Below are 22,200 nucleotides of genomic sequence, written 5' to 3' on the forward strand. Positions count from 1 at the left end.
GCAGGACCAATCTTGGGCCTCGTAGAGACCGCCGCTGGAATCCCCTCTTGTCCAGCGGCGGTCCTCTGTTTGTGCACTAGAAAGCACACAAACAAAGAGGATGCCCCGTGTTGCCGTCGGGTCGGGGGGTCAGACGGCAACACGGAGCTATCCACTACATCTGTATCCCGAACGGGTTCGTTACAAACCCACGGAAACTTTTTTCGATTTTTTTCTACGCCTCGAGAATCGCGGTCACGCCCTGGCCGCCAGCAGCGCAAATGGAGATCAATCCGCGCACCGGCTGACCCGTCTCCTTGTGCTTTTCCGCCAGTTGTTTCGCCAGCTGCGCAACGATCCGGCCGCCGGTCGCGGCGAACGGATGGCCGGCCGCGAGCGAGGAGCCGTTGACGTTGAGCTTGGAGCGGTCGATGCGGCCCAGTGCACTGTCCAAGCCGAGGCGCTCCTTGCAGTACTCCTCGGACTCCCACGCCTGCAGGTGGGCCAGCACCACGGACGCGAACGCCTCGTGGATCTCGTAGAAGTCGAAGTCCTGCAAGGTCAGGCCGTTACGAGCGAGCAGGCGAGGCACCGCGTACGTGGGTGCCATCAGCAGGCCGTCGGCGCCGTTGACGTAGTCGACCGCGGCGGTCTCGGAATCGACGAAGTAGGCCAGCGGAGTCAGCGAGTGTGATGTTGCCCACTCATCGCTGGCGAGCAGTACCACCGAGGCGCCGTCGGTGAGCGGAGTCGAGTTGCCCGCCGTCATCGTCGCGTCGCCGTTGCGCACACCGAACACCGGCTTGAGCTTGGCCAGCTTCTCGGCGCTGGAGTCGGCCCGCAGATTGTTGTCCCGGTACAGCCCCAGGAAGGGACTGACGAGATCGTCGAAGAAGCCGGCGTCGTACGCGGCGGCCATGTTGCGGTGGCTGGCGGCGGCCAGCTCGTCCTGGTCGACACGCTTGATCCCCATCTGCTTGGCGGTGATCGCGGCGTGGTCGCCCATCGACAGCCCGGTCCGCGGCTCGCCGTTGGTCGGGATCTCGATGCCGAGGGAGGCGGGCAGCTTGCCGACCAGCTTGAGCCGGTCGACGTTCGACTTGGACCGGCGCAGATTGAGCAGGGTGCGACGGAGTTCGTCGCCGAGGCCGATCGGGGCGTCGGAGGTGGTGTCCACCCCACCCGCGGCCGCAGTCTCGTAGCGCCCGGCGGCGATACCGTCGGCGGCGGCGATGGCGGCCTGCAGACCGGTCCCACAGGCCTGCTGCAGATCGATCGCCGGGGTGTACGGCGAGAGTTGGCTGCCGAGCACGCTCTCACGCATCAGGTTGAAGTCGCGGCTGTGCTTGAGCACCGCGCCGCCGATCACCGCACCAAGCTGCTCGCCGGCCAGGCCGAAACGGTCCACCAGGCCACCGAGGGCGGCGGTGAACATGTCTTGGTTGGATGCCTGCGCGTAGGCGCCGTCGGAGCGCGCGAACGGAATGCGGTTGCCGCCGATCACGGCGACCCGGCGGCTGTTTCTAGTGGTAGAGGCCACGTCAATCTCCCCTTTGGGTTCGGTTTGAGAGGGGGTATACCCACCCATACTAAACACGGTCCTTACTCTGGAGTAAGTTCGTTCCCGGTCCACCCGCATCGCAACTCGAAAGGCATGTTCGTGGCTTCCGACCTCTTCTCGCAGATCGTCAACTCAGCGCCGGGCTCCCTGCTGGCCAAGCAGCTCGGCATTCCGCAACCCGAGACGCTGCGCCGCTACAAAGCCGGCGAGCCGCCGCTGGCCGGCTCGCTGCTGATCGGCGGTGACGGCCGGGTGGTCGAGCCGCTGCGCGCCGCGCTGGCCGAGGACTACGACGTGGTCGCCGACAATCTGGGCGGCCGCTGGGCCGACTCGTTCGGCGGGCTCGTCTTCGACGCCACCGGCATCACCGAGCCGGTCGGGCTGCGCGGGCTCTACGAGTTCTTCACCCCGCTGCTGCGCAACCTCGGCCACTCGGGTCGCATTGTCGTGATCGGTACCACTCCCGACGAGGCGGGCAGCGCCAACGAGCGCATCGCCCAGCGCGCCCTCGAAGGATTCACCCGGTCCCTGGGCAAGGAGGTGCGCCACGGTGCCACCGTCTCGCTCGTCTACCTGTCACCCGCGGCCAAACCCGCCGCAACAGGACTGGAGTCGACGCTGCGGTTCCTGCTGTCGGGGAAGTCGGCCTACGTCGACGGGCAGGTCTTCTATGTGGGCGCGGCGGATTCCACCCCGCCCGCCGACTGGGACAAGCCGCTGGACGGCAAGGTCGCGATCGTCACCGGCGCGGCCCGCGGCATCGGCGCCACGATCGCCGAGGTGTTCGCCCGCGACGGCGCCAAGGTCGTCGCGATCGACGTCGAGAGTGCGCGTGATGCGTTGAGCGAGACCGCTGTGAAGGTGGGCGGCACCGCCCTGGCGCTGGATGTCACCGCCGAGGATGCGGTCGACAAGATCACCGAGCATCTGCGCGAGCACTACTCCGAGCACAACGGGGGCCGGGCCGACATCCTGGTCAACAACGCAGGCATCACCCGCGACAAGCTGCTGGCCAACATGGACGATGCCCGCTGGGATGCCGTCGTCGCGGTGAATCTTCTTGCGCCGCAACGCCTTACTGAAGGCTTGATCGAGAACGGCAGCATCGGTGAGGGCGGGCGGATCATCGGGCTGTCCTCGATGGCCGGGATCGCCGGAAACCGCGGCCAGACCAACTACGCGGCCACCAAGGCCGGCATGATCGGCCTCACCGAGGCGCTGGCGCCGTCGCTGGCCGACAAGGGCATCACGATCAACGCCGTCGCACCGGGATTCATCGAGACCGCGATGACCGCGGCGATCCCGCTGGCCACCCGCGAGGTCGGCCGCCGGCTGAACTCGCTGTATCAGGGCGGCAAGCCGGTCGACGTCGCCGAGACCATCGCCTACTTCGCCAGCCCCGCGTCGAATGCCGTGACCGGCAATACGATCCGAGTCTGCGGCCAGGCGATGCTGGGAGCCTAGGGTGAGCACCGTGACCGAACAGCCGAGCGGACTGCGCAACATGCTGCGCGCCGCGGCGGGTTCGCTGCCGTTCATCCCCCGCAGCGACCACCTGCCCAACCGCACCCTGACGGTCGATGAACTGGCCATCGATCCGTCCAACGTCGCCGCCTACGCGGCGGTCACCGGCCTGCGCTTCGGCGACACCGTGCCGCTGACCTATCCGTTCGTGCTGACGTTTCCCACCGTGATGTCGCTCATCACCGGTTTCGACTTCCCGTTCGCCGCCATGGGTGCGGTCCACGTGGAGAACGAGATCACCCGGTACCGCCCGATCGCGGTCACCGACACCGTCAAGCTCGCGGTGCACGCCGAGAACCTCCGGGAGCATCGCAAGGGCCTGCTGGTCGACGTCATCGCCGACATCCACGTGGGCAACGAGCACGCCTGGCATCAGGTCACGACATTCCTGCACCAGCAGCGCACCAGCCTGTCCGGTGGACCCAAGCCCGAGCCGCCCAAGCGGCCGAAGCTGCCCCCGCCCAATGCGATCCTGCGGATCAGCCCCGCCCAGATCCGGCGTTACGCCTCGATCGGCGGGGACCACAATCCGATCCACACCACGTCAGTGGGTGCCAAACTGTTCGGCTTCCCCACCGTAATCGCACACGGGATGTTCAGTGCCGCAGCAGTTTTGGCCAACATCGAGGCACAGATTCCGGACGCGGTCCGCTACTCGGTGAAGTTCGGCAAGCCGGTGATCCTGCCGGCGACCGCCGGGCTCTACGTCGACCGGGTCACCGATGGGTGGGACATCTCGATGCGCAACCTGAGCAAGGGATACCCGCACCTCACCGGAACGGTTCGCGGGCTCTAGCGATCAGGAGCTGGCCGCTGAGGCTTCCTTGTCCGACGGGGCACCCTTGAGGCCGCGCCAGAACAGGTTGATCAGCATGTCGGCGGCCTCGTCGACGTCGGCGTCGCCTGCGCTGACGCGGGCCGCGACCGCTTCACCGGCGCCCACCAGGGCGACAGCCATCATGTGGAAGTCGGTGCCGGGCTCAGGGTGTCGAGTGCCGGCCTCCAGCAGCCGGGCCACCATGTCGATGATCTTCTCGCGGCCCTCGCGGACGGTGTGCGAGAACGCCTGAGAGCTGGTCGCCTGGGTGTAGAGCACGATCCAGGACGCCCGGTTGGCGTCGATGTAGCGCAGCACCGACAGAATCACGCTGCGCAACAGGTCATGTGGGCTCTGCTTGAGGTCGATGTCCTCACGCACCGCTTCGATGAAGCGGCTCAGTTCGCGGGCCAGGCACGCCCCGAACAGCTCTTCTTTGGAGCCGTAGTACAGATACAGCATCGGCTTGGAGATCTGCGCCTCACCGGCGATGACGTCCATCGAGGTCTCGTGATAGCCGTTGACCGAGAACATCTGTACAGCGGCGTCGAGCATCTGCTGCTCCCGCACGGCACGGGGCAACCGCTTGGTGCCACCAGCCATATCACCGCCTTCCGCCAGACCCCCGCATCGCTGTGTGCGTGATCTCTCAGGCTAACCGCCGCAGCGGGGACTTTGCCCTTTCAGACGCGCCATCCGCAACACCGAAGTCTCGATGGCGGGCAGCGACAGTTCACCCGCATTGACCGCTTTCTCGAGCCGGTCAAGCACCGCGGGCACCTCGTCGGTGGTCACCCACAGCGCCACGTCGGTGCCGGCCTGCAGGCTGCGCAGCACCGCCTCGGCGACCCCGTACCGGTCGGCGATGGCCGCCATGCTGGACAGGTCGTCGCTGAAGACCGGGCCGTCGAAGCCCGGGCCGCCGTAGCCGCCGCTGCGCAGCAGCCCCACCGCCGCGGCACTCAGGCTGGCCGGCGTCGTCCCGGTCAGCCCCGGCACCTCGAGGTGGCCGACCATGACAGCGACGGGCGCTTCCGTGGTCAACGTGCGGTAAGGAACGAGGTCGTCTGTCATCAGAGCGTCCAGCGGCGGGGTGGTGACCGCCCCGGCGGTGTGCGAGTCGCCCGAGCCGTGCCCGTGGCCGGGGAAGTGCTTCAACACCGGGAGCAGGCCGGCGTCGCGCAGACCGCGGGCGTAGGCACCGGCGTACTCGGTCACCTTCGCCGGGTCGTCGGAGAACGACCGGTCGCCGATGACGGTGTCGTCCGGGGCGTCGGTGACGTCGACGACCGGCGCGAAGTCGATGGTGATGCCGAGGCCGCGCATCTTCTTCCCGCGGTCCAGTGCCAGCTGGTACACCTGATCGGCGGTTTGGGTCTGCGCCAGCACCCGCGCCGACGGGGCGTCGCCGATCAGCGACGTCAGCCGCTCGACGCGGCCGCCCTCTTCGTCGACGCTGACCGCCAGCGGGAGCGGGCCGGCGTTGGCGTAGTCGGGCAGCGACCCGTCGGTCAGCATCGACAGGTCGGTCCAGCTGCCGATGAAGATGCCGCCGACGTGATAGGTGTCCACCACGTTGCGCGCATCGGCGGCGCCCTTGACCCCGACCATCAGCACCTGGGCGAGCTTGTCGCGGGTCGACATCGCACTGAGCAACCCGGGGCCGTCGCCGCACGCCGGCGGCGCCGGGGAAGCGGGCGCCGGGACCGGTCCGGCCAACGGCACCGAGCTGGCCGACGACGGCGTGCTGACCGGGCCCGAAGACGACGCCGCCGGGCGCGAAGCGGTCCCTGAGCAGCCGACGAGCAGCAGGGGTAGTGCCGACAGGGCCGCGACTCCGCGAATCGAGAACAGGCGGTTAGGCATCCGCACATGCTGTCACGGCCCTCGCCGAGGGCCAACCAAGGTTGGCCGCGTGCTAGGTTTGCCAGCGGGTATTCACCCCTGACATTGCAAGGTCTTCACCCGATGATCTGCACGTCCCAGCACCGCGAGGAGAAGCGACCATGACCCGGTTCGTGGTTCCTGCCGCCGCCAGCATCGTGGTCGGTCTGCTGCTCGGAGCCGCCGCGATCTTCGGCGTGACGTTGATGATCCAGCAGGACACCAAGCCGCCGCTGTCGCCCGGCGACCCGGCGTCGTCGGTGCTGAACCGCGTCGAGTACGGCAACCGCGGCTAGCCTGAGCACGCTCACCGCCGCCTCCCCCGCGGTCCCGGAGGCGCCCATCACGACCCCGCCGCTATCGCGGCGTTGGCTCTCCTGTGTCTTCCTCGTCGCGCTGGTGTTGTGCTTCGCCCAGTCGCCGGGACTGATCTCGCCGGACACCAAGCTCGACCTGACCGCCAACCCGCTGCGGTTCCTCGCCCGCGCGGCCAACCTGTGGAACAGCGACCTGCCGTTCGGGCAGGCGCAGAACCAGGCGTACGGCTACCTCTTCCCGCACGGGGCGTTCTTCCTGCTCGGCGACACCCTCGGGGTGCCCGGCTGGGTCACCCAGCGGCTGTGGTGGGCGTTGCTGCTGACCGCCGGATTCTGGGGTTTGTTGCGGGTGGCCGAGGCTCTCGGCATCGGGAGCCGGTCATCACGCATCATCGGTGCTCTGGCGTTCGCCCTGTCCCCGCGGGTGCTGACGACGCTGGGATCGATCTCATCGGAGACGCTGCCGATGATGCTGGCGCCGTGGGTGCTGCTGCCGGTGATCCTGGCGCTGCGCGGCGGTGCCGGAGCCGCCGGGCCTGGGACATCGGGCAGAAGCAGATCGCTGCGGATACTGGCGGGCCGGGCCGGTCTGGCGCTGGCGTTGATGGGCGCGGTCAACGCCGTCGCGACGCTCACCGGCTGCCTGCCCGCGATCATCTGGTGGCTGTGTCACCGGCCCAACCGGGTCTGGCTGCGGTTCAGCGCCTGGTGGGCGCTGGCCTCGGCGCTGGCGGTCACCTGGTGGGTGGTCGCGCTGCTGCTGCTGGGCCGGATCAGTCCGCCGTTCCTGGACTTCATCGAGTCATCCGGGGTCACCACGCAGTGGGCGTCGCTGACCGAGATGCTGCGCGGCACCGACAGCTGGACGCCGTTCGTCTCGCCGAACGCCACCGCCGCGGCCGAGCTGGTGACCCAACCCGCCATGGTGCTGGCCACCACTCTCGTCGCGGCGGGTGGCATGGCGGGGCTGGCGCTGCGATCGATGCCGGCCCGCGGCCGGCTGATCGTCATGCTGCTCATCGGTGTGGTGCTGCTGGGCCTCGGCTACTCCGGGGGACTCGGCTCGCCGGTGGCGCAGCACGTGCAAGCCTTCCTCGACGCGGCGGGCGCCCCGCTGCGCAACGTGCACAAGCTCGAGCCGGTGATCCGTCTTCCGCTGGTGCTGGGGCTGGCACACCTGCTCAGCCGAATCCCGCTGCCCGGCAGCGCGCCGCGGCCGGTCTGGCTGCGCGCGTTCGCACATCCCGAGAACGACAAACGGGTGGCGGTCGGCATCGTCGTGATGGCCGCGCTCATGGTTGCCACGTCGATGGCCTGGACCGGCCGGCTCACCCCGCCCGGTGCATTCCGCGCGATCCCGGACTACTGGCACCAGGCGGCGGACTGGCTGACCAAGAACAACACCGGTCAGCCGACACCGGGCCGGGTGCTGGTGGTTCCCGGTGCGCCGTTCGCCACCCAGGTCTGGGGCAACAGCCACGATGAGCCGCTGCAGGTGCTCGGCGAAAGCCCTTGGGGGGTCCGGGATTCCATCCCGCTGACTCCCCCGCAGACGATTCGCGCGCTGGATTCGGTGCAGCGGCTGTTCGCCGCGGGCCGGCCGTCGGCGGGGCTGGCCGACACGCTGGCCCGCCAGGGCATCTCCTACGTGGTGGTCCGCAACGACCTGGACCCCGACAAGTCGCGCTCGGCCCGCCCGCTGCTGGTGCACCGCGCCATCGACGGATCGCCGGGTCTGCAGAAGGTGGCACAGTTCGGTGACCCGGTCGGACCGGGCACCCTCGATGGCTTCATCAGCGACAGCGGCCTGCGGCCGCGCTATCCCGCCGTCGAGATCTATCATGTTGGCGCCCAGGGCAACCCGGCGTCACCATACCTGACCGATGCCAGCCGGATGGCCCGGATAGACGGCGGTCCCGAGGTGCTGTTGCGCATCGACGAACGCCGCAGGCTGCTCGGGCTGCCCCCGCTCGGCCCGATGCTGCTGACCTCGGACGCCCAGCGTGCCGGGCTTCCGGTGCCGGTGGTCACCGTGACAGACACCCCCGTCGACCGGGAAACCGACTACGGCCGGGTCGACGATCACTCGTCGGCCGCCCGGGCCGAGGGCGACCACCGCAACACCTTCAACCGGGTGCCCGACTACCCGGTTCCCGGTGCCCGGCCCGTCCACGGTGCCTGGACCGGAGGGCGGCTGTCCGCGTCGAGCTCGTCGTCGGACGCCACCGCGCTGCCCAACGTCGCGCCGGCCAGCGGACCGGCCGCGGCCATCGACGGTGACTCGGCCACCGCGTGGGTGTCCAACTCGTTGCAGGCCGCGATCGGCCAGTGGCTGCAGGTCGACTTCGACCATCCGGTCACCAATGCGACGCTGACGATCACCCCGAGCGCCACAGCCGTCGGGGCCCAGGTCCGCAGATTGCAGGTGTCCACCGAAAACGGAACCACCACAGTGCGTTTCGACGAACCGGGCAAACCGCTCACGGTGGCGCTGCCCTACGGCGAGTCGCCGTGGGTCCGGATCACCGCGATCGGCACCGACGACGGCTCGTCGGGCGTGCAGTTCGGCATCACCGATCTGTCGGTGACCCAGTTCGACGCCTCCGGATTCGCCCATCCCGTCGACATCAGGCACACCGTCGTCGTGCCCGGCCCGCCGGGTGGGTCTGCGATTGCCGCGTGGGATCTGGGCTCCGAACTGCTCGGCAGGCAAGGCTGTGCGGATTCCCCCGACGGCGTGCACTGCGCAGCGTCGATGTCGCAGGCTCCCGAGGAACCGGTCACTCTGAGTCGCACGCTGACCGTGCCCAAGCCGATCGACGTCACCCCGACGGTCTGGGTACGCGCCCGACAGGGACCGCACCTGGCGGACCTCATCGCCCAGCCGGGCACCGTCCGCTCACGCGCCGACGCCGACCTGATCGACGTCGACGGATCCGCCTATGCCGCAACCGATGGCGACCCGCGCACCTCGTGGACGGCACCGCAGAACGTCGTGCAGCATCGCAGTGCCCCCACCCTGACGGTGACCCTCCCGAAGCCGACCGAGGTCACCGGGCTGGTCCTGACCCCGAGTTCGTCGGCGCTGCCGACCCATCCCACAATGGTGGCCGTCGACCTCGGTGACGGCCCACAGGTGCGCCGGCTGGACGGCGGACCGGAAGCCGGCCCGCAAACCGTGCCGCTGCGTCCGCGGCTGACCGACACCATCGGGATCAGCTTGCTGGACTGGAATGACGTGATCGACCGCACCGCATTGGGTTTCGATCAGCTCAAGCCACCAGGACTGGCCGAGGTGGGGGTGTTGGGCCCCGACGGCAAGCCCGTCGCCGCGGCAGACGCGGCCGCCAATCGCAAACGCACCATCGAGATCCCCTGTGGCCAGGGACCGATCGTCGCCGTCTCCGGCCGGTTCGTACAGACCTCGGTGACCACCACCGTCGGCGCCCTGCTGGACGGTGAACCCGTCCCGGCCCGCGCGTGCGACCCGGCGCCGATCGCTCTGCCCGCAGGCCAGCAGGAGCTGCTGATCAGCCCCGGCTCGGCGTTCGTGGTGGACGGCGTCCAGCTATCCGGCCCACTGGCAAGCCAGATCACCACCGCGGCAACAACTCCCGCCGACATCACCAGGTGGGGTGCCGACCGCCGGGAGTTCAACGTCAGCCGGGCGCCCACCGCACGCGTACTGGTGGTGCCGGAGAGCGTGAACCCCGGCTGGGTGGCCCGACTGCCGGACGGGGTCACGCTCACACCGGTCATCGTCAACGGCTGGCAGCAAGGCTGGGTGGTGCCTGCCGGTGAACAGGGCACCGTCACGGTCAGCTTCCCGTCCAACCGGTTCTACCGGGTCGGTCTGGCTGTTGGCCTGTCCCTGCTGCCGCTGCTCCTGCTGCTGACGCTGGTGCCGCCGCGACGGCCGACGACGGCGTACGAGCCGGCCCGGCCCAGGGCCGTCCCCCTGCTGGCCGGCGCCGGGGTGCTGGCCGCCGGTGGCTTGATCGCGGGCGTGGGCGGGCTGGCGGTGTTCGGGACCGCGATGCTGCTCGGCTACCTGCTACGAGGCCGGGCCCTGCTACGCGACCGGCTGACGTTGGCAGCCAGTGCCTGCGGGCTGATCGCCGCGGGCGCGCTGCTTTCGCGCTACCCGTGGCGATCCGTCGACGGCTACATCGGCCACTCCCCCTGGGTCCAGCTGCTGGCGCTGATCGCAGTGGGTGCACTGGCCGCCTCCGCCATACGTCCTCGACCGCCCCGAACTGACAGCGAAACCACCGAGGACACAAGCATTTCCCGTTAGGGTGTCACCCATGACAGAGCCGTCACAGGTCGACACCGTGCGAGGCCCGGTCTCGACCAGCGACCTGGGTGTGGTGTTCATGCACGAACACGTCTTCATCCTGTCGCAGGAAATCATGGCCAACTATCCCGAAGGCTGGGGTGACGGCGACGCCCGCGAAGCCGACGCCGTCACCAAGCTCAACGAGCTGAAGGCACTCGGGGTGGACACCATCGTCGATCCGACGGTCATCGGACTGGGCCGCTACATTCCGCGCATCCAGCGGGTGGCCGCACAGACCGACCTCCAGATCGTGGTGGCCACCGGGATCTACACCTACAACGACGTCCCGATGTACTTCCACTTCAGCGGCCCGGGAACACTGCTGGAGGGTCCGGAGATCATGACCGAACTGTTTGTCCGCGACATCACCGAGGGAATCGCCGACACCGGCGTCAAAGCGGGAATCCTCAAGTGCGCCACCGACGAACCAGGCGTAACCCCGGGGGTCGAGCGAGTGTTGCGTGCGGTCGCCCAGGCGCACAAGCAGACCGGGGTGCCGATCACCACCCACACGCACGCCATGAGCCGACGCGGTCTCGAGCAGCAACGCATCTTCGCCGAAGAGGGCGTCGACCTGAGCCGGGTGATCATCGGGCACAGCGGCGACACCACCGACCTGGGCTACCTCGAGGAGCTGATCGCCGCGGGCTCCTATCTCGGCATGGACCGGTTCGGCCTGGACGGCTTCCTGCCCTTCGACGACCGCGTCGACACCGTCGTGCGGATGTGCGAACGCGGGCACGCCGACAAGATGGTGCTGTCCCACGACGCGTCCTGCTACATCGACTGGCTGCCGGAGGAGGTCATTCCGGTGGCCATGCCCAACTGGCATTTCCGGCACATCCACAACGATGTGCTTCCCGCGCTACGCCGGCGCGGGGTGACCGACGAACAGATCACCACCATGCTGGTGGACAACCCCCGCGCCATTTTCGCCAAGCAAGGTGCCTATGAGTGACGAGATCCCGGCGCTCGGGGCACGGCTGAGCCAGCTGGCCGCCGAGGCACCCGATCTCCCCGCCGTGTCGTGCGAGGGCCGCACGATCACCCGCGGTCAGCTCGAGTCGGCGTCGAACCGGGTGGCCCGCGCCTACGCCGAACTCGGGGTCGGCCAAGGCGATTACGTGACGATAGCGGTGGCCAACTCGATCGAGTGGGTGCAGGCGACGGTGGCGGTGTGGAAGCTCGGTGGCATCCCGCAACCGCTGTCGCCGCGGATGCCGGACGCCGAATTCGAAGGCCTGCTCGAGTTGAAGCCGCGCGCACTGCTGGTCGGCCGCGCCGACCCGCGCGGGATCGTGCCGTCGGTGGCCGCCGACTTCACCGGCAGTCCCGATCTGTTGGATGATCCACTGCCCGAAACGGTTTCACCGGCCTGGAAGTCGATCGCGTCGGGCGGCAGCACCGGGCGGCCGAAACTGATCGAGGCCGGCGGGGACAGCCGGTATCCGGCCGACCTGGTGGCGATGGGGATGGGCAACGAACCGACCGACACCCAGCTGGTGCCGGTCCCGCTGAGCCACAACACCGGCTTCACCTCAGCCACCATCGCATTGGCGACCGGGCAGCACCTGGTGCTGTTACCCAGGTTCGACCCGGAGCGCTTCCTGCGGGTGATCACCGACTACCGGGTGAACTACCTGACCACCGTGCCGACGATCATGCAGCGACTGCTGCCGGTCTACCACGCCAACCCGGACGCCTACGACCTGTCGTCGCTGCGGCGGCTGTGGCACGTCGCCGCCGTCTGCCCGCCGAACGTCAAGCAGGCGTGGATCGACCTGCTCGGACCGGACGCGGTGTGGGAACTGTACGGCGGCACCGAACTTCAGGCTCTGACGTTCATCAGCGGTTCGGAGTGGCTGACCCACCGCGGGTCGGTCGGTCGGGTGGTGGCCGGTGAGATGAAGGTGCTCGACGACGACGGCAACGAATGCCCGCCGGGGGTGCTCGGGGAGATCTACATGCGCCCCAACCCGGGTTCGCGCCCCACCTACCGCTACATCGGCAGCACCGCCAAGTCCCGCGACGGCTGGGACTCGCTCGGTGATCTCGGCTGGTTCGACGCCGAGGGCTACCTGTATCTGGCCGACCGTCGGGTCGACATGTTCACCGTCGGCGGCCGCAACGTGTATCCCGCGGAAATCGAGAGCGCGCTGTCCGAGCACCCCGCCGTGCTGTCCTGCCTGGCCGTCGGGGTGCCGCACGAGGACCTCGGCCAGGTGCCATATGCGTTGGTGCACACCGATGGTGACGTGCTCACCGAAGACGATGTCAAGGCGTTCGTGGCGCAGCGGCTGGCCGACTACAAGGTGCCGCGCGCGGTCGAGTTCGTGGACACCCCGTTGCGCGACGACGCGGGCAAGGCTCGCCGGTCCGCGGTTCGGGATCAGGTGATCGCCCGGCTGCAGGGTTAGCTCAGCCCTTCGCAGTCTCCTGCCAGGCGCGGGCCGCAACCAGCTCGGGCACCAACACTTCGGTCAGCAGCCGCACATCGTCGTGGTCGTCGCCGGGGTAACGGACCTCGAGCCGGGCCCCCGGCACGGTGTCGCCGACCCCGACAACGGTGGTGCCGCGCAACGTCGTCCACTCCGCCATCTGGTCCTCCCACTCCGAGCCGGCGAACACCAGCATCCGGTAGTCGGTGGTCTTGGTGAGGTAGACGTCGACATGGCTCCAGTCACCGGTCTCACAGCCGACGGCAGGACGGCGCGGCCCCTCGCGCAGCATCAGCGCACCCTGCTGCGCAGAGCAGAATCGGTGGGCCGGTGCGACCAGGTGAGTGCCCGTCGGCCCGAGCAGCGCGTCGGCCACCTCGGGACGCCAGGCCGCCTCGGTGTCGAGCAGGTGCGCGCTCGCCTCCGCCGCTGTCGCGATCGACGCGACCAGGCCGGCGGTGTCGTGCCCGGACAGGTGCAGCTCGAGCGCCATGAGCAGTGCCAGCGTGTGCTGATAGCTGCGGCAGGCCACCCCGCCGCGCTCGGGCTCAGCGGCCAAATCGACTACGGCGGAGCATGATTCGGTGATGGACGATCCTGCAGTGTTGGTCAGCGCCACCGTGGTGACCCCGGCGGGCAGCCGGCTCAGCGCATCCAGTGTCTCCGCCGAACCTCCCGTCGCCGAGGTTGCCACCACCAGGGTGCCCGGTCCCCAGGCCGGCAGCAGACGCGTGGACGCCAACTCCGAGGCCGCGAGAAACCCGTGCGCCCGCAACCGCGCGGCCGCGATGGCCCCGGCGTAGGCGGAGGACCCCATGCCGAGGAACACCACCCGTTCCGTGGTGGCCGGATCGACTGCCGCCCAGGGATTGTCGGCGCCGATGCGCTCGGCGAGCCGAGACAGCACCTCGGGCTTACGGGCCAGGTCCGAGGCAAAGCCGTCAGGGTCCACCGGCGATCCCTTCGTCGAGCAACATGGGTAGGGCGGTCTCGGGGACGTACATCCAGCGCGGCAGATGCCGTGCCGCGTAGACGACTTCCCGTAACACCTGCTGCAGGCGGAATGCTCGCAGACAGGCCGGATCGTACAACTCGCCGTGCCCCAGTGCGGCCAGGTGTGTGGCGTAGCTGCGGGTGAAGCGATCACGGGCCAGCCGTTCGACCCTGGCCAACGCTTGCTCGTCGACGCGGTGGTGGCGGCGGGCGACGATCGCCGCGTGGGTCAACGACTGCGCCAACCCGGCGACGTCGAGGACGGCCGGGATCGGCAGGACCCGCTCGGCGGGCGGCAGCACCGGGTTGCCGTCGAAATCGATGACCGCGTAGCCGCCGGGATGCCGCAGCACCTGGCCGACATGCAGATCACCATGACCCTCGATCACCGCGGTGCCGGCCATTGCGCCGAGATCGGCCAGAATCTCATTGATCGCCCGGCTATCGAGAAGATCCCGGAGCGCCGGATCAGCCTGCGCCCGAGCCTCATCCAGAGTCGCTACTGCCGCCGCCCGCCACCGCTGCGCGTCGGCGGGTGAGGCGATGGTCGCGGTGGACGCCAGCGCGGCGTGCAGTTCGGCGATCACAGCGCCGACATCAGCGGCCGCTGCCATCAGCTCGTCCGCCGGGGCACCGGGAGCGGCAGCCGCCGCCGCGATCAGGTCCACCGCCCACGTCCACCCGTCGACGGCACCGGGCAGATACTCGTCGACGCCGGCCACCAGCGTCTGCGCGCCGTCCTCGGATCGCCAGGTGACCAGCCCCCACGGGCACGGCATATGACGAAAGCCATTGGCGCGCAACAGCTCGATCCGGCGGGGTGCCGGATGAGGGCCGGCCAGCAGATGTGCGGCCCACTTCACCACCGCCGCGTCACCCACGATCACCGACTCGTTGGTCTGATCCACGGTGATCGCCCGCTCGCCCGCCGCGACCCGTGCCGACCACGAGTGCACGGTGAAAGATCCGATCTCGGACACCCCCGGCGCCGCCACCAGTAGCGCGAGCAGCGCCTCGGCGACACCGTCGCCGGGCCGGGCCCGCCGCCACGACCCGTCGGAGTCGCGGACCTGCGGTTCGGCGGTCAACCCGTCCGCGGTCGTGACGATCGAAAGTCGTTTCCCACCAATCAGATCCAGTGAGTCGAGGTCACCGCTCACGTGGTCAGCCTGACGTGCTGTCGCGATTCCGGTGCTGCAGACCCACCTGCTCGATGACGTCGGCGCCGACGCGCAGGCCGTCCCGGGCCCGGATCGCCGCGCCGATGTCGGCCAGCCGGTCGCGTAGCTCGGTGTCGGCGAGGATCGTGTCCACAGCCGCGATGAGCTCCTCGTCGCGGAAGGCATACGTGTCGAGCCGCACACCGAAGCCGAGTTCGTCTACGCGCTGGGCATTTTCGTACTGGTCCCAGAACAGCGGCAGCACGATCAGCGGCTTGCCGAAGTGCAGGGTCTCGGTCACCGTGTTGTTGCCGCCGTGCGAGATGACCAGATCAACCTGCGGGATGACCTTTGTCTGCGGCAACATCTGCTCGCCGACCATGTTGTCGGCCAACGTGATCCGATCCGCCTGCGGGCCCTTGCTCACGATGTACCGGTGCTCGGTCTTGGCCAGCACGTCGACCAGCCGCTGCATGAGTTGCACGTCGGCGCCGCCCAGCGATCCCAGCGACAGATAGATCAACGCGCTGGACTCCGGCCGGTCGGCCAGCGATGCGGGCAGCTCGTACTCCGCGTCGGTCTCCCGGACACTGGAATCCATCCGCGTCCAGCTGTCGCCGAGCGGGCGTGCGTCGACATAGTCGGCCTCGGCCGGATAGACGTAGAGATTGGCGGCGTTGTCCCGCGGCATGAACTCCAGATCCGGCAGCGGGCCGGCACCGTGGCGCTGAACCCACGAGTTGAAGTCGGACCACATCGCACGATGGGTGCGGTCGAACTCGGCCCGGTAGGCGTCCCACTGCGTGGGGTCGGCACTGGGCAGGCCGGAGAACGGCGGCGGCACGTTCGGTCCTGGCACTTCGAGCGGGCTGCACGACACGATCCGCACGAACGGCGCGCCTGCACTCACCAACGCCGGGAACAGCACCACGTTGTCTTCGACGATCACGTCGGGCTGATGCTCAGCCACGATCTCCTGCAGCCGCGGCTCGCAATATTTGGCGCCGTCGATGAGCGCCTGATACGTCGGCTGGATGAAAGTTTCGAGCTGCGAAACGGTCGGCTTGCGAAATTCCGGGGCGGTCTCGGCGATGAAGTCCGTCCAGAATTTGCCGGGATCCTCGTCGGCGGCACCCTCAGCGGGTTCGGCGAGATCGACCAATTCTTCGGTGAAGCCCAGTGCCGCGAGTTTGCCCGCCCAGGAGCTCTCGGCGGCAAACACAATGCGATGGCCGCGGTCCTGCAGGATCGCGGCCAGACCGATGCACTGATTCGTGGGACCGTAGGCCGACTCGGGCCAGAACATGACAGTCAACGGCTCGGTCATCACAATCCCTTCGGCAGCCAACGTCTTCGGCACAGATCTTCGCTCACCAGGCGGGCCCGGCACGGGGCGCCCGGCGGGAGAGCATCACATCCTGGTGGCAAATATTACGGAGGGCGCAACCGGGGGACCGTTTCGACGTCATGCCAGCTAACGTCGCTATCGGAAGGACTTCCGCGCTGCCGTGTTCCACACGGCCGGCGACCCGCGGTACTGCGTGACTTCGGTGGGAGCGCAACACCTGCTACTGCCGGAGGCACGATGGACAACGACAGCCCACTCGTCGTCGAGTCGTCCGTCGAGGAGGCCTGGGCCGCGGTGCCGCACCCCGTCGTGGTCGTCGACGACTGCGGGATCGTCACCGCGATGAGTTCCGCAGCCGCCTCGGTCCTGCCCGACGCCGTTGTCGGAGCGCCACTGGCCGGTCACGCGCCGTCGTGGTTTGTCGACCTCTGCAGCCGGCAGAGCGGGCAGGTGCCCAGGTCGCTGGAGGACCGCGAGTTCGACGCGCAGCCCACGGTGCTGCCGGGCGGCCACATCGCGTGGTGGCTGATCGGTGACCCGCACCGCTCGCTGCAGCGAGCCGAAGCCGCGTTGCACCGGGAACGCACGCACGCCGCATTCCTCGACGAGGCCTCCGCCGTGCTGACCGTCTCGCTCAATGTCGAGCGGTGTATGGCGGCGACAGCACGGATGGCCGCCCGGCACCTGGCCGATGCCGCCGTCGTGGTCGGCCCCCTGTCGGCGGGTGTGCTTCCGGTGTTCTGCACCGGCCAGGACGGCGAAGTCGAACAACGACACGTCGAGGCCGATCCCGCTGCGGTGTCCGGGCTCGGCGAGGCGTTGCGCGGATTTCCTCCGGTCCCGTCGCGCTGGATTGATCCGGCGACCATCCCGGCGTGGATGGTCCCGCAGAATTTCCAGGGACCCGTCGGTTCGATCGTCATCACTCCGCTGCCCGGCCACGGCATCCCGGCGGGCGCACTGGTGTTGCTGCGCCGGACCACCCACGCCGCGTTCAGCGAAGGCGAGGAACTTCTGGCCAGGTTGTTCGCCGCCAGGGCGGGCACCGCGTTGTCGGCGGCGCGGCTGTACGCCGAACAGTCCGACATCACCCACACCCTGATGCGCGATCTGTTGCCGCCGCAACTGCACCGCATGCACGGTTTCGAACTCGCGGGACGCTATCGGGCATCCGAGGACCACCACCTGATCGGCGGTGACTTCTACGACGTCCATCCCGCAGCCACTCCCGAGGCCGAGACACTCGTCGTGTTGGGCGATGTCTGCGGCAAGGGTCTGCAAGCCGCGGTGCTGACCGGCAAGATCCGCAACACCCTGCAGGCGTTGGCTCCGCTGGCCGAACACCACGAAGGCGTGTTGAAACTGCTCAACAGCGCTCTGCTCTCACCGGACAACAGCCGCTTCGCCACCATGGTGCTGGCCTCGATCTCCCACGTGGACGGTCAGCTGCGGTTGCGGTTGACCTGCGCGGGCCATCCGGCGCCGCTGATCGCGCGCAGCGACGGCACGGTCGAGACCGCGGACACTCGCGGCATGCTCGTCGGCGCCCTTCCCACGTTCCGGGCGCGGTCATTCGAGACGACCCTGGCGCCCGGCGAGACATGCCTGCTCTACACCGACGGCATCACCGAAGCGCGGGGCGGCCCGCTGGGCACCGACCTGTACGGCGAGGAGCGACTGGCGGCGGCGTTCGCCGAGTGCGCGGGGATGCCGGCCGAAGCAGTGGTCGAACGGATCATGATGCTGACCTCGCAGTGGGTGGACCGGTTACCGCACGATGACATCGCCGCGGTCGCCATCACCGCCCCGCGCCGCAACCATCTGTCCGCCGTCGACGGGCACACCGCCGGGCGGTACACCGCGTGATCAGTGCGACCGTCCAGGATCAGCTCTGGGCCGCCGTTCTGGCCGGCGATGAGTATGCCGCGGCGGCAACGGCTTTGGCGGCCATCGATGCCGGGATGACACCCGAGGACGTTCTGCTCGACGTGGTGGCGCCGGTGCAGTGCCGCATCGGCGCGGAGTGGGCGGCCAACCGGCTCTCGGTGACCGAGGAGCATTCCGCGACCGCGATCAACGACCGGGTGATCGCGACGCTGGCCCACCACCCGGCACACCGCGGCGATGAGGAAGCCGGCCGCGTCACGGTGGCCTGTGTGGACGGCGAATGGCACGTGTTGCCGGCCCGATTGCTCGCCGAGGTTCTGCGGCTGCGGGGATGGCGGGTCGACTTCCTGGGCGCCCAGGTCCCCACCCCACACCTGATCGCCCACCTGCATCGGCACGGCCCCGACGCCGTCGCGCTGTCCTGCTCGATCCCCAGCCGTCTTCCGCTCGCGCACGCAGCGATCACCGCGTGCCAAGCAGCCGGTGTCTCCGTGTTGGCCGGCGGCGCCGCCTTCGGCCCCCAAGGTCGCTATGCCTTCCAACTCGGCGCCGACGGCTGGGCACCGGATGCTCGCGGGGCGGCCGATGTCCTCCGTCGCGGGCTGCGTCCTGCCCGGACCTTTGGTGGTCAGCAGTTCGACTTCGGTCTTCCGCACCTGGCCGACCAGGAGTACACCTTCGTCAACGAGACGGCCGCCGAACTGGTCCGCGCCACCGTGGCAGAGCTGACGCACTGCATCCCGGATATGCAGTCCTACAGCGATTTTCAGCGTCAGAACGCGACTGTCGACGTCGCCCACACCGTCGATTTCCTGGCCGCCGCCCTCTACACCGACGACGACGAGCTGTTCGAACGGTTCATCGCCTGGACTGCCGGGATACTGACCGCGCGTGGGGTTTCGGCCCTGGTGCTGGCGCGGTCGTTGGAGGTGCTGGCCGTCCGGCTCCACGATTTTCCCCGTGCCCGACGAATCCTGTGTAATGCCCTGAGCACCCTGGCCCAACCGGCCACCGACCCCTCACTGATGCCATGAACCTGACATTGACCACCGACACTCCGCAGTCGGCGTGCGTCCGCCTGTCCGGAGACCTCGACTTCGTCTCCTCGCCGCAGCTCCTCGACACGGTGTCCGAACTGTTGGCCGACAACGGCAGACTCCGGCACCTGCACCTGGACTTCGGCGGCGTGACGTTCTGCGACTCCGCCGGCCTGGCGGCCCTGATCGTCATCGAGCGCCACACCGCCGAGGCCGATGTCCGGCTGCACCTGGACCACCGCCCGTCGCAGCTCGACCGGATCCTGGACGTCACCGGGCTGCTGGCGCACTTCACCGAGCCGCGGCCCGAGGTCGGGCAATCATCGTCCGAGGGCACGCAGGACGAAACCGTCGGCTGACGCCCCGGTCAGTGCGCGACGGCCGGTTCCGGTGCATCGCTGACCGAACTGTCCAGCGGCGGCACCGGTTCCTTACCTCGATACTCCCAGCGCCGCAACGCATTCCGACACGGGGATTCGATCAGGGCATAGCTGACCGCCGCCATCGCGAAGCCCAGCACCAGCGTCAACACCAGCGTCACGATCAGGTTGCCGTTGAACATGAACCGGCCGACCATCGGGAACACCATCACCAGTGCCGCCAGATGCCACACGAACAGCCCGTAGGACCACCGGCCGAGGGTGACCATGAACCGGCTGCCCAGAATCGGGTGGCCGGTGTCGGGCCGGTCGAGCACCAGCGGTGCCAGCAGCGCACCGGCGACGATCGCCCCCATCGACGTTCGGATCACGAACTGCCCCAGTGTGGCCGGAACCAGGTCCTTCGGACCGGCCAGCGGTGACGCCGAGATCAGATAGGCGGTCAGCGCGATACCGGTGATGGCCCAGCGGTTCCGGGCCAGTCTGTGCGCCCAGCCCAGCGGGCTGACCGTCCACTCCGCCAGCAGCATGCCCGCGGCGAACCAGGAGGCGTAGGCCGGCGGCCAGTTCAGGAAGTTGACCCCCTGCACGGTGTGAATCGGCAGCAGACCCCAGCCGAGGCTGGCCAGCGCGACCGCCGCGATCACCGGCACCCGTGCGCGCACCGGCAACCGTCGGGCCGCAAACGCCAGGATCGGCAGCGCGAGGTAAAAGCTCACCTCGACCGAGAGGCTCCACATCTGGGTCAGCCCCGCGGTCAGCGTGAGCGGGACATAGACCTGGGTCAGCGTGAGGTTGGCCCACCACACCGTCCAGCTGGCGTGGTTGGCCTCCGGCAGCAGCGTCAGGATGACGACGACCGCCACCACATATCCGGGCATGATGCGCACCAGCCGTGAACGCAGGTAGTGCCCGGTCGGCGGGCGGTGGCGCAGTCCCCGGGCCGCGGCGGCGTGTCCACGCCACAGCAGGAAACCGGAGAGCGCGAAGAACACCGCGACAGCCAGGTCGAAGCGGTGCAGCAGGCGTCCGACCACGGCGCCGGTGGTGCCGGTCTGGAACGCGACGTGAGTGAGCACCACTCCCATGGCGGCACACGCGCGCATGCCCTCCACCGCGGGCAGGAAGCCGCGGGTGCCTCCGACCCGCTCCGCCTCCGTCGTCATGAGTGCCAGTGTGCGCCGGACACGCGTCCTCCGCGAAAGTGGGTACACCTGGCCTGCGGTGGCGACCTCCTAATGAACCGGTGCCTTGGGCTGGGCTGTTAGGGTCGAACCGGTTTGCTTCGTCGTCAGGCGGGGTGCGGCACGATCGGCAGTGAGGAGGCCACGGCAGCGTGAATCGCGCAGGCATGGTGCGTATCGCGGCATTCGGCATCATCGGGCTCGGAGCCGCCCTCCTGATCGCCGCGTTGCTGTTGACGACCTACACCTCCGGCAAGATCAAGAAGATCCCGCTGAACATCGACGAGACTCTGGTCAGCGATGGCACGGGTAGCGCGCTGGATCCGGCGTCGCTGTTGGGGGAGAAGTTCGTCGTCGACAAGAACGTCCCCCTGGTCTCCCAGCAACAGATCACCGTCGAATCGCCTGCCAACGCCGATGTGGTGACGCTGCAGGCCGGCACCAGCGTGCGGCGCAGCGACAAGCAGCAGGACAACGGACTGCTGCTGGCCATGGTCGACACCGTGACGGTCAACCGCAGCACCGCGATGGCGGTGTCCGACGACACCCATCCGGGCGGCTCGGTGCAGAAGCCGCGGACAGTCGAGGACAACAAGCCGCCGACCAACATCGCGCTGCCCCATGACGGCCTGGCCTACCGGTTCCCATTCGACACCGAGAAGAAGACCTATCCGTTCTTCGACCCGATCGCGCAGAAGGCCTTCGACGCCAACTACGACGGCCAGGAAGACGTCAACGGACTGACCACCTACCGGTTCACCCAGAACGTCGGCTATGACGCCGACGGCAAGTTGGTCGACCCGATCAAGTACGCCTCGCTCTACGACAAGAACGAGGACGGCGAGGTGACCGCGCGGGCCGAGCTGTGGGGCCTGCCCGGGCCGCCGGAGGAGCCGGTCACCATGACCCGCTACTACGCCGCGCAGCGCACCTTCTGGGTCGACCCGGTGACCGGCGTCATCGTCAAGTCCACCGAGCACGCCAACCACTACTACGCCCGCGACGCGCTGCGCCCGGAGATGGAGCTGGCCGACTACAAGGTCACCTCCACCGAGCAGACCATCGAGTCCCGGGTGGCCTCCGCCCGCGACGAGCGTGACCGGGTGGGACTGTGGTCGCGGGTGCTGCCGATCAGCTTCACCGCCGCCGGTCTGGTGGCGCTCGTCGGCGGCGCGCTGCTGGGCACGTTCAGCCTGCGCGCCGAGTCGGCGCTGATCGACCCCGGCCTGGACACCGCCGACCACGGCTTCTTCGGCAAGGACGAGACGGGACCGATGCCGGCCGCCGAGGCGGCCACCGAGAAGCTGCCCGCGGCCAGACCGGACCTGGAGCCCCCGCCGCCACAGCGGTGA

At 68.8% G+C, this 22,200-nt stretch carries 17 protein-coding genes; 10 read left to right on the plus strand and 7 right to left on the minus strand.

Features of this window, described 5'->3' with window-relative positions; translation table 11 throughout:
* Positions 1 to 214: 214 nt before the first annotated feature.
* Entirely contained in the window at positions 215 to 1,567 is a 1,353-nt protein-coding gene (locus G6N32_RS26295; RefSeq protein WP_232077353.1) for an acetyl-CoA C-acetyltransferase, read from the minus strand.
* A gap of 66 nt (positions 1,568 to 1,633) precedes the next feature.
* On the opposite strand from G6N32_RS26295, the gene G6N32_RS26300 reads away from it, so the two are divergent.
* Positions 1,634 to 3,004: a 3-oxoacyl-ACP reductase gene (locus G6N32_RS26300; RefSeq protein ID WP_115318216.1), complete on the plus strand. Its 1,371-nt coding sequence runs from the start codon at positions 1,634 to 1,636 to the stop codon at positions 3,002 to 3,004.
* A 40-nt stretch (positions 3,005 to 3,044) separates the two neighbouring features.
* Complete coding sequence (locus G6N32_RS26305; RefSeq protein WP_115319007.1) at positions 3,045 to 3,860, plus strand: MaoC/PaaZ C-terminal domain-containing protein; 816 nt, start codon at positions 3,045 to 3,047, stop codon at positions 3,858 to 3,860.
* 3 nt (positions 3,861 to 3,863) lie between these two features.
* Here the strand turns inward: G6N32_RS26305 and G6N32_RS26310 are convergent, their stop codons facing one another.
* A complete protein-coding gene (locus G6N32_RS26310; protein ID WP_115318215.1) occupies positions 3,864 to 4,484 on the minus strand; it encodes a TetR/AcrR family transcriptional regulator in 621 nt (206 codons plus the stop codon).
* A gap of 51 nt (positions 4,485 to 4,535) precedes the next feature.
* Positions 4,536 to 5,747, minus strand: a complete 1,212-nt coding sequence (locus G6N32_RS26315; protein ID WP_115318214.1) for a glycoside hydrolase family 3 N-terminal domain-containing protein — start codon at positions 5,745 to 5,747, stop codon at positions 4,536 to 4,538.
* Positions 5,748 to 5,887: 140 nt separating this feature from the next.
* Here G6N32_RS26315 and G6N32_RS26320 point away from each other — a divergent pair, with 140 nt between their 5' ends.
* From G6N32_RS26320 to G6N32_RS26335, 4 genes are read left to right on the plus strand one after another with little or no spacing between them, the layout of a single operon-like run.
* Positions 5,888 to 6,061 (plus strand): DUF2613 domain-containing protein, encoded by a 174-nt coding sequence (locus tag G6N32_RS26320; RefSeq protein ID WP_071948071.1) that lies wholly within the window; start codon positions 5,888 to 5,890, stop codon positions 6,059 to 6,061.
* Between the two features lie 46 nt (positions 6,062 to 6,107).
* A complete protein-coding gene (locus tag G6N32_RS26325; RefSeq protein WP_115318213.1) occupies positions 6,108 to 10,379 on the plus strand; it encodes an alpha-(1->3)-arabinofuranosyltransferase in 4,272 nt (1,423 codons plus the stop codon).
* A gap of 10 nt (positions 10,380 to 10,389) precedes the next feature.
* Positions 10,390 to 11,379, plus strand: coding sequence for a phosphotriesterase family protein (locus G6N32_RS26330; RefSeq protein WP_115319006.1), 990 nt, complete (start codon positions 10,390 to 10,392; stop codon positions 11,377 to 11,379).
* Positions 11,372 to 12,838, plus strand: coding sequence for an AMP-binding protein (locus tag G6N32_RS26335; protein ID WP_115318212.1), 1,467 nt, complete (start codon positions 11,372 to 11,374; stop codon positions 12,836 to 12,838). Before G6N32_RS26330 ends, G6N32_RS26335 begins: the two co-directional genes overlap by 8 nt.
* Position 12,839: 1 nt before the next feature.
* Here the strand turns inward: G6N32_RS26335 and G6N32_RS26340 are convergent, their stop codons facing one another.
* Genes G6N32_RS26340 through G6N32_RS26350 form a run of 3 tightly spaced genes read right to left on the minus strand, consistent with a single transcriptional unit; the run spans position 12,840 to position 16,339 of the window.
* Positions 12,840 to 13,811 carry an SIS domain-containing protein gene (locus G6N32_RS26340; protein ID WP_115318211.1) on the minus strand — a complete coding sequence of 324 codons (972 nt, stop codon included), beginning with the start codon at positions 13,809 to 13,811 and terminating at the stop codon, positions 12,840 to 12,842.
* Positions 13,801 to 15,012 carry a glucosamine kinase gene (locus G6N32_RS26345; RefSeq protein WP_115318210.1) on the minus strand — a complete coding sequence of 404 codons (1,212 nt, stop codon included), beginning with the start codon at positions 15,010 to 15,012 and terminating at the stop codon, positions 13,801 to 13,803. Before G6N32_RS26345 ends, G6N32_RS26340 begins: the two co-directional genes overlap by 11 nt.
* A 4-nt stretch (positions 15,013 to 15,016) precedes the next feature.
* Positions 15,017 to 16,339, minus strand: a complete 1,323-nt coding sequence (locus tag G6N32_RS26350) for a glycosyltransferase (protein ID WP_172507233.1) — start codon at positions 16,337 to 16,339, stop codon at positions 15,017 to 15,019.
* 258 nt (positions 16,340 to 16,597) lie between these two features.
* On the opposite strand from G6N32_RS26350, the gene G6N32_RS26355 reads away from it, so the two are divergent.
* Genes G6N32_RS26355 through G6N32_RS26365 form a run of 3 tightly spaced genes read left to right on the plus strand, consistent with a single transcriptional unit; the run spans position 16,598 to position 19,643 of the window.
* Positions 16,598 to 18,226: a PP2C family protein-serine/threonine phosphatase gene (locus tag G6N32_RS26355; RefSeq protein ID WP_115318209.1), complete on the plus strand. Its 1,629-nt coding sequence runs from the start codon at positions 16,598 to 16,600 to the stop codon at positions 18,224 to 18,226.
* The gene (locus G6N32_RS26360; RefSeq protein ID WP_115318208.1) at positions 18,223 to 19,281 is read left to right on the plus strand and encodes a cobalamin B12-binding domain-containing protein; all 1,059 of its coding nucleotides are present in this window, start codon (positions 18,223 to 18,225) and stop codon (positions 19,279 to 19,281) included. Before G6N32_RS26355 ends, G6N32_RS26360 begins: the two co-directional genes overlap by 4 nt.
* A complete protein-coding gene (locus G6N32_RS26365) occupies positions 19,278 to 19,643 on the plus strand; it encodes an STAS domain-containing protein (RefSeq protein ID WP_115318207.1) in 366 nt (121 codons plus the stop codon). The genes G6N32_RS26360 and G6N32_RS26365 overlap by 4 nt, the downstream gene beginning before the upstream one ends.
* An 8-nt stretch (positions 19,644 to 19,651) precedes the next feature.
* On the opposite strand, the gene G6N32_RS26370 is transcribed toward G6N32_RS26365, so the two are convergent.
* Entirely contained in the window at positions 19,652 to 20,830 is a 1,179-nt protein-coding gene (locus G6N32_RS26370; RefSeq protein ID WP_115318206.1) for an acyltransferase family protein, read from the minus strand.
* A 170-nt stretch (positions 20,831 to 21,000) separates the two neighbouring features.
* Between G6N32_RS26370 and pgfA the strand changes: the two genes are divergently transcribed.
* The gene (pgfA, locus tag G6N32_RS26375) at positions 21,001 to 22,200 is read left to right on the plus strand and encodes a cell envelope lipid trafficking protein PgfA (RefSeq protein ID WP_115318205.1); all 1,200 of its coding nucleotides are present in this window, start codon (positions 21,001 to 21,003) and stop codon (positions 22,198 to 22,200) included.

Origin of the sequence: Mycolicibacterium aichiense (assembly GCF_010726245.1) — a bacterium.
Lineage (GTDB): Bacteria > Actinomycetota > Actinomycetes > Mycobacteriales > Mycobacteriaceae > Mycobacterium > Mycobacterium aichiense.

Bases quoted from the DNA above. Each gene is read 5' to 3' on its own strand.
- G6N32_RS26295 (WP_232077353.1), bottom strand. From the start codon at position 1,567: ATGGGTGGGTATACCCCCTCTCAAACCGAACCCAAAGGGGAGATTGAC.
- G6N32_RS26335 (WP_115318212.1), top strand. From the start codon at position 11,372: ATGAGTGACGAGATCCCGGCGCTCGGGGCACGGCTGAGCCAGCTGGCC.
- G6N32_RS26305 (WP_115319007.1), top strand. From the start codon at position 3,045: ATGCTGCGCGCCGCGGCGGGTTCGCTGCCGTTCATCCCCCGCAGCGAC.
- G6N32_RS26300 (WP_115318216.1), top strand. From the start codon at position 1,634: ATGTTCGTGGCTTCCGACCTCTTCTCGCAGATCGTCAACTCAGCGCCG.
- G6N32_RS26350 (WP_172507233.1), bottom strand. From the start codon at position 16,339: ATGACCGAGCCGTTGACTGTCATGTTCTGGCCCGAGTCGGCCTACGGT.
- G6N32_RS26330 (WP_115319006.1), top strand. From the start codon at position 10,390: ATGACAGAGCCGTCACAGGTCGACACCGTGCGAGGCCCGGTCTCGACC.
- G6N32_RS26310 (WP_115318215.1), bottom strand. From the start codon at position 4,484: ATGGCTGGTGGCACCAAGCGGTTGCCCCGTGCCGTGCGGGAGCAGCAG.
- G6N32_RS26355 (WP_115318209.1), top strand. From the start codon at position 16,598: ATGGACAACGACAGCCCACTCGTCGTCGAGTCGTCCGTCGAGGAGGCC.
- G6N32_RS26370 (WP_115318206.1), bottom strand. From the start codon at position 20,830: ATGACGACGGAGGCGGAGCGGGTCGGAGGCACCCGCGGCTTCCTGCCC.
- G6N32_RS26315 (WP_115318214.1), bottom strand. From the start codon at position 5,747: ATGCCTAACCGCCTGTTCTCGATTCGCGGAGTCGCGGCCCTGTCGGCA.
- G6N32_RS26365 (WP_115318207.1), top strand. From the start codon at position 19,278: ATGAACCTGACATTGACCACCGACACTCCGCAGTCGGCGTGCGTCCGC.
- G6N32_RS26320 (WP_071948071.1), top strand. From the start codon at position 5,888: ATGACCCGGTTCGTGGTTCCTGCCGCCGCCAGCATCGTGGTCGGTCTG.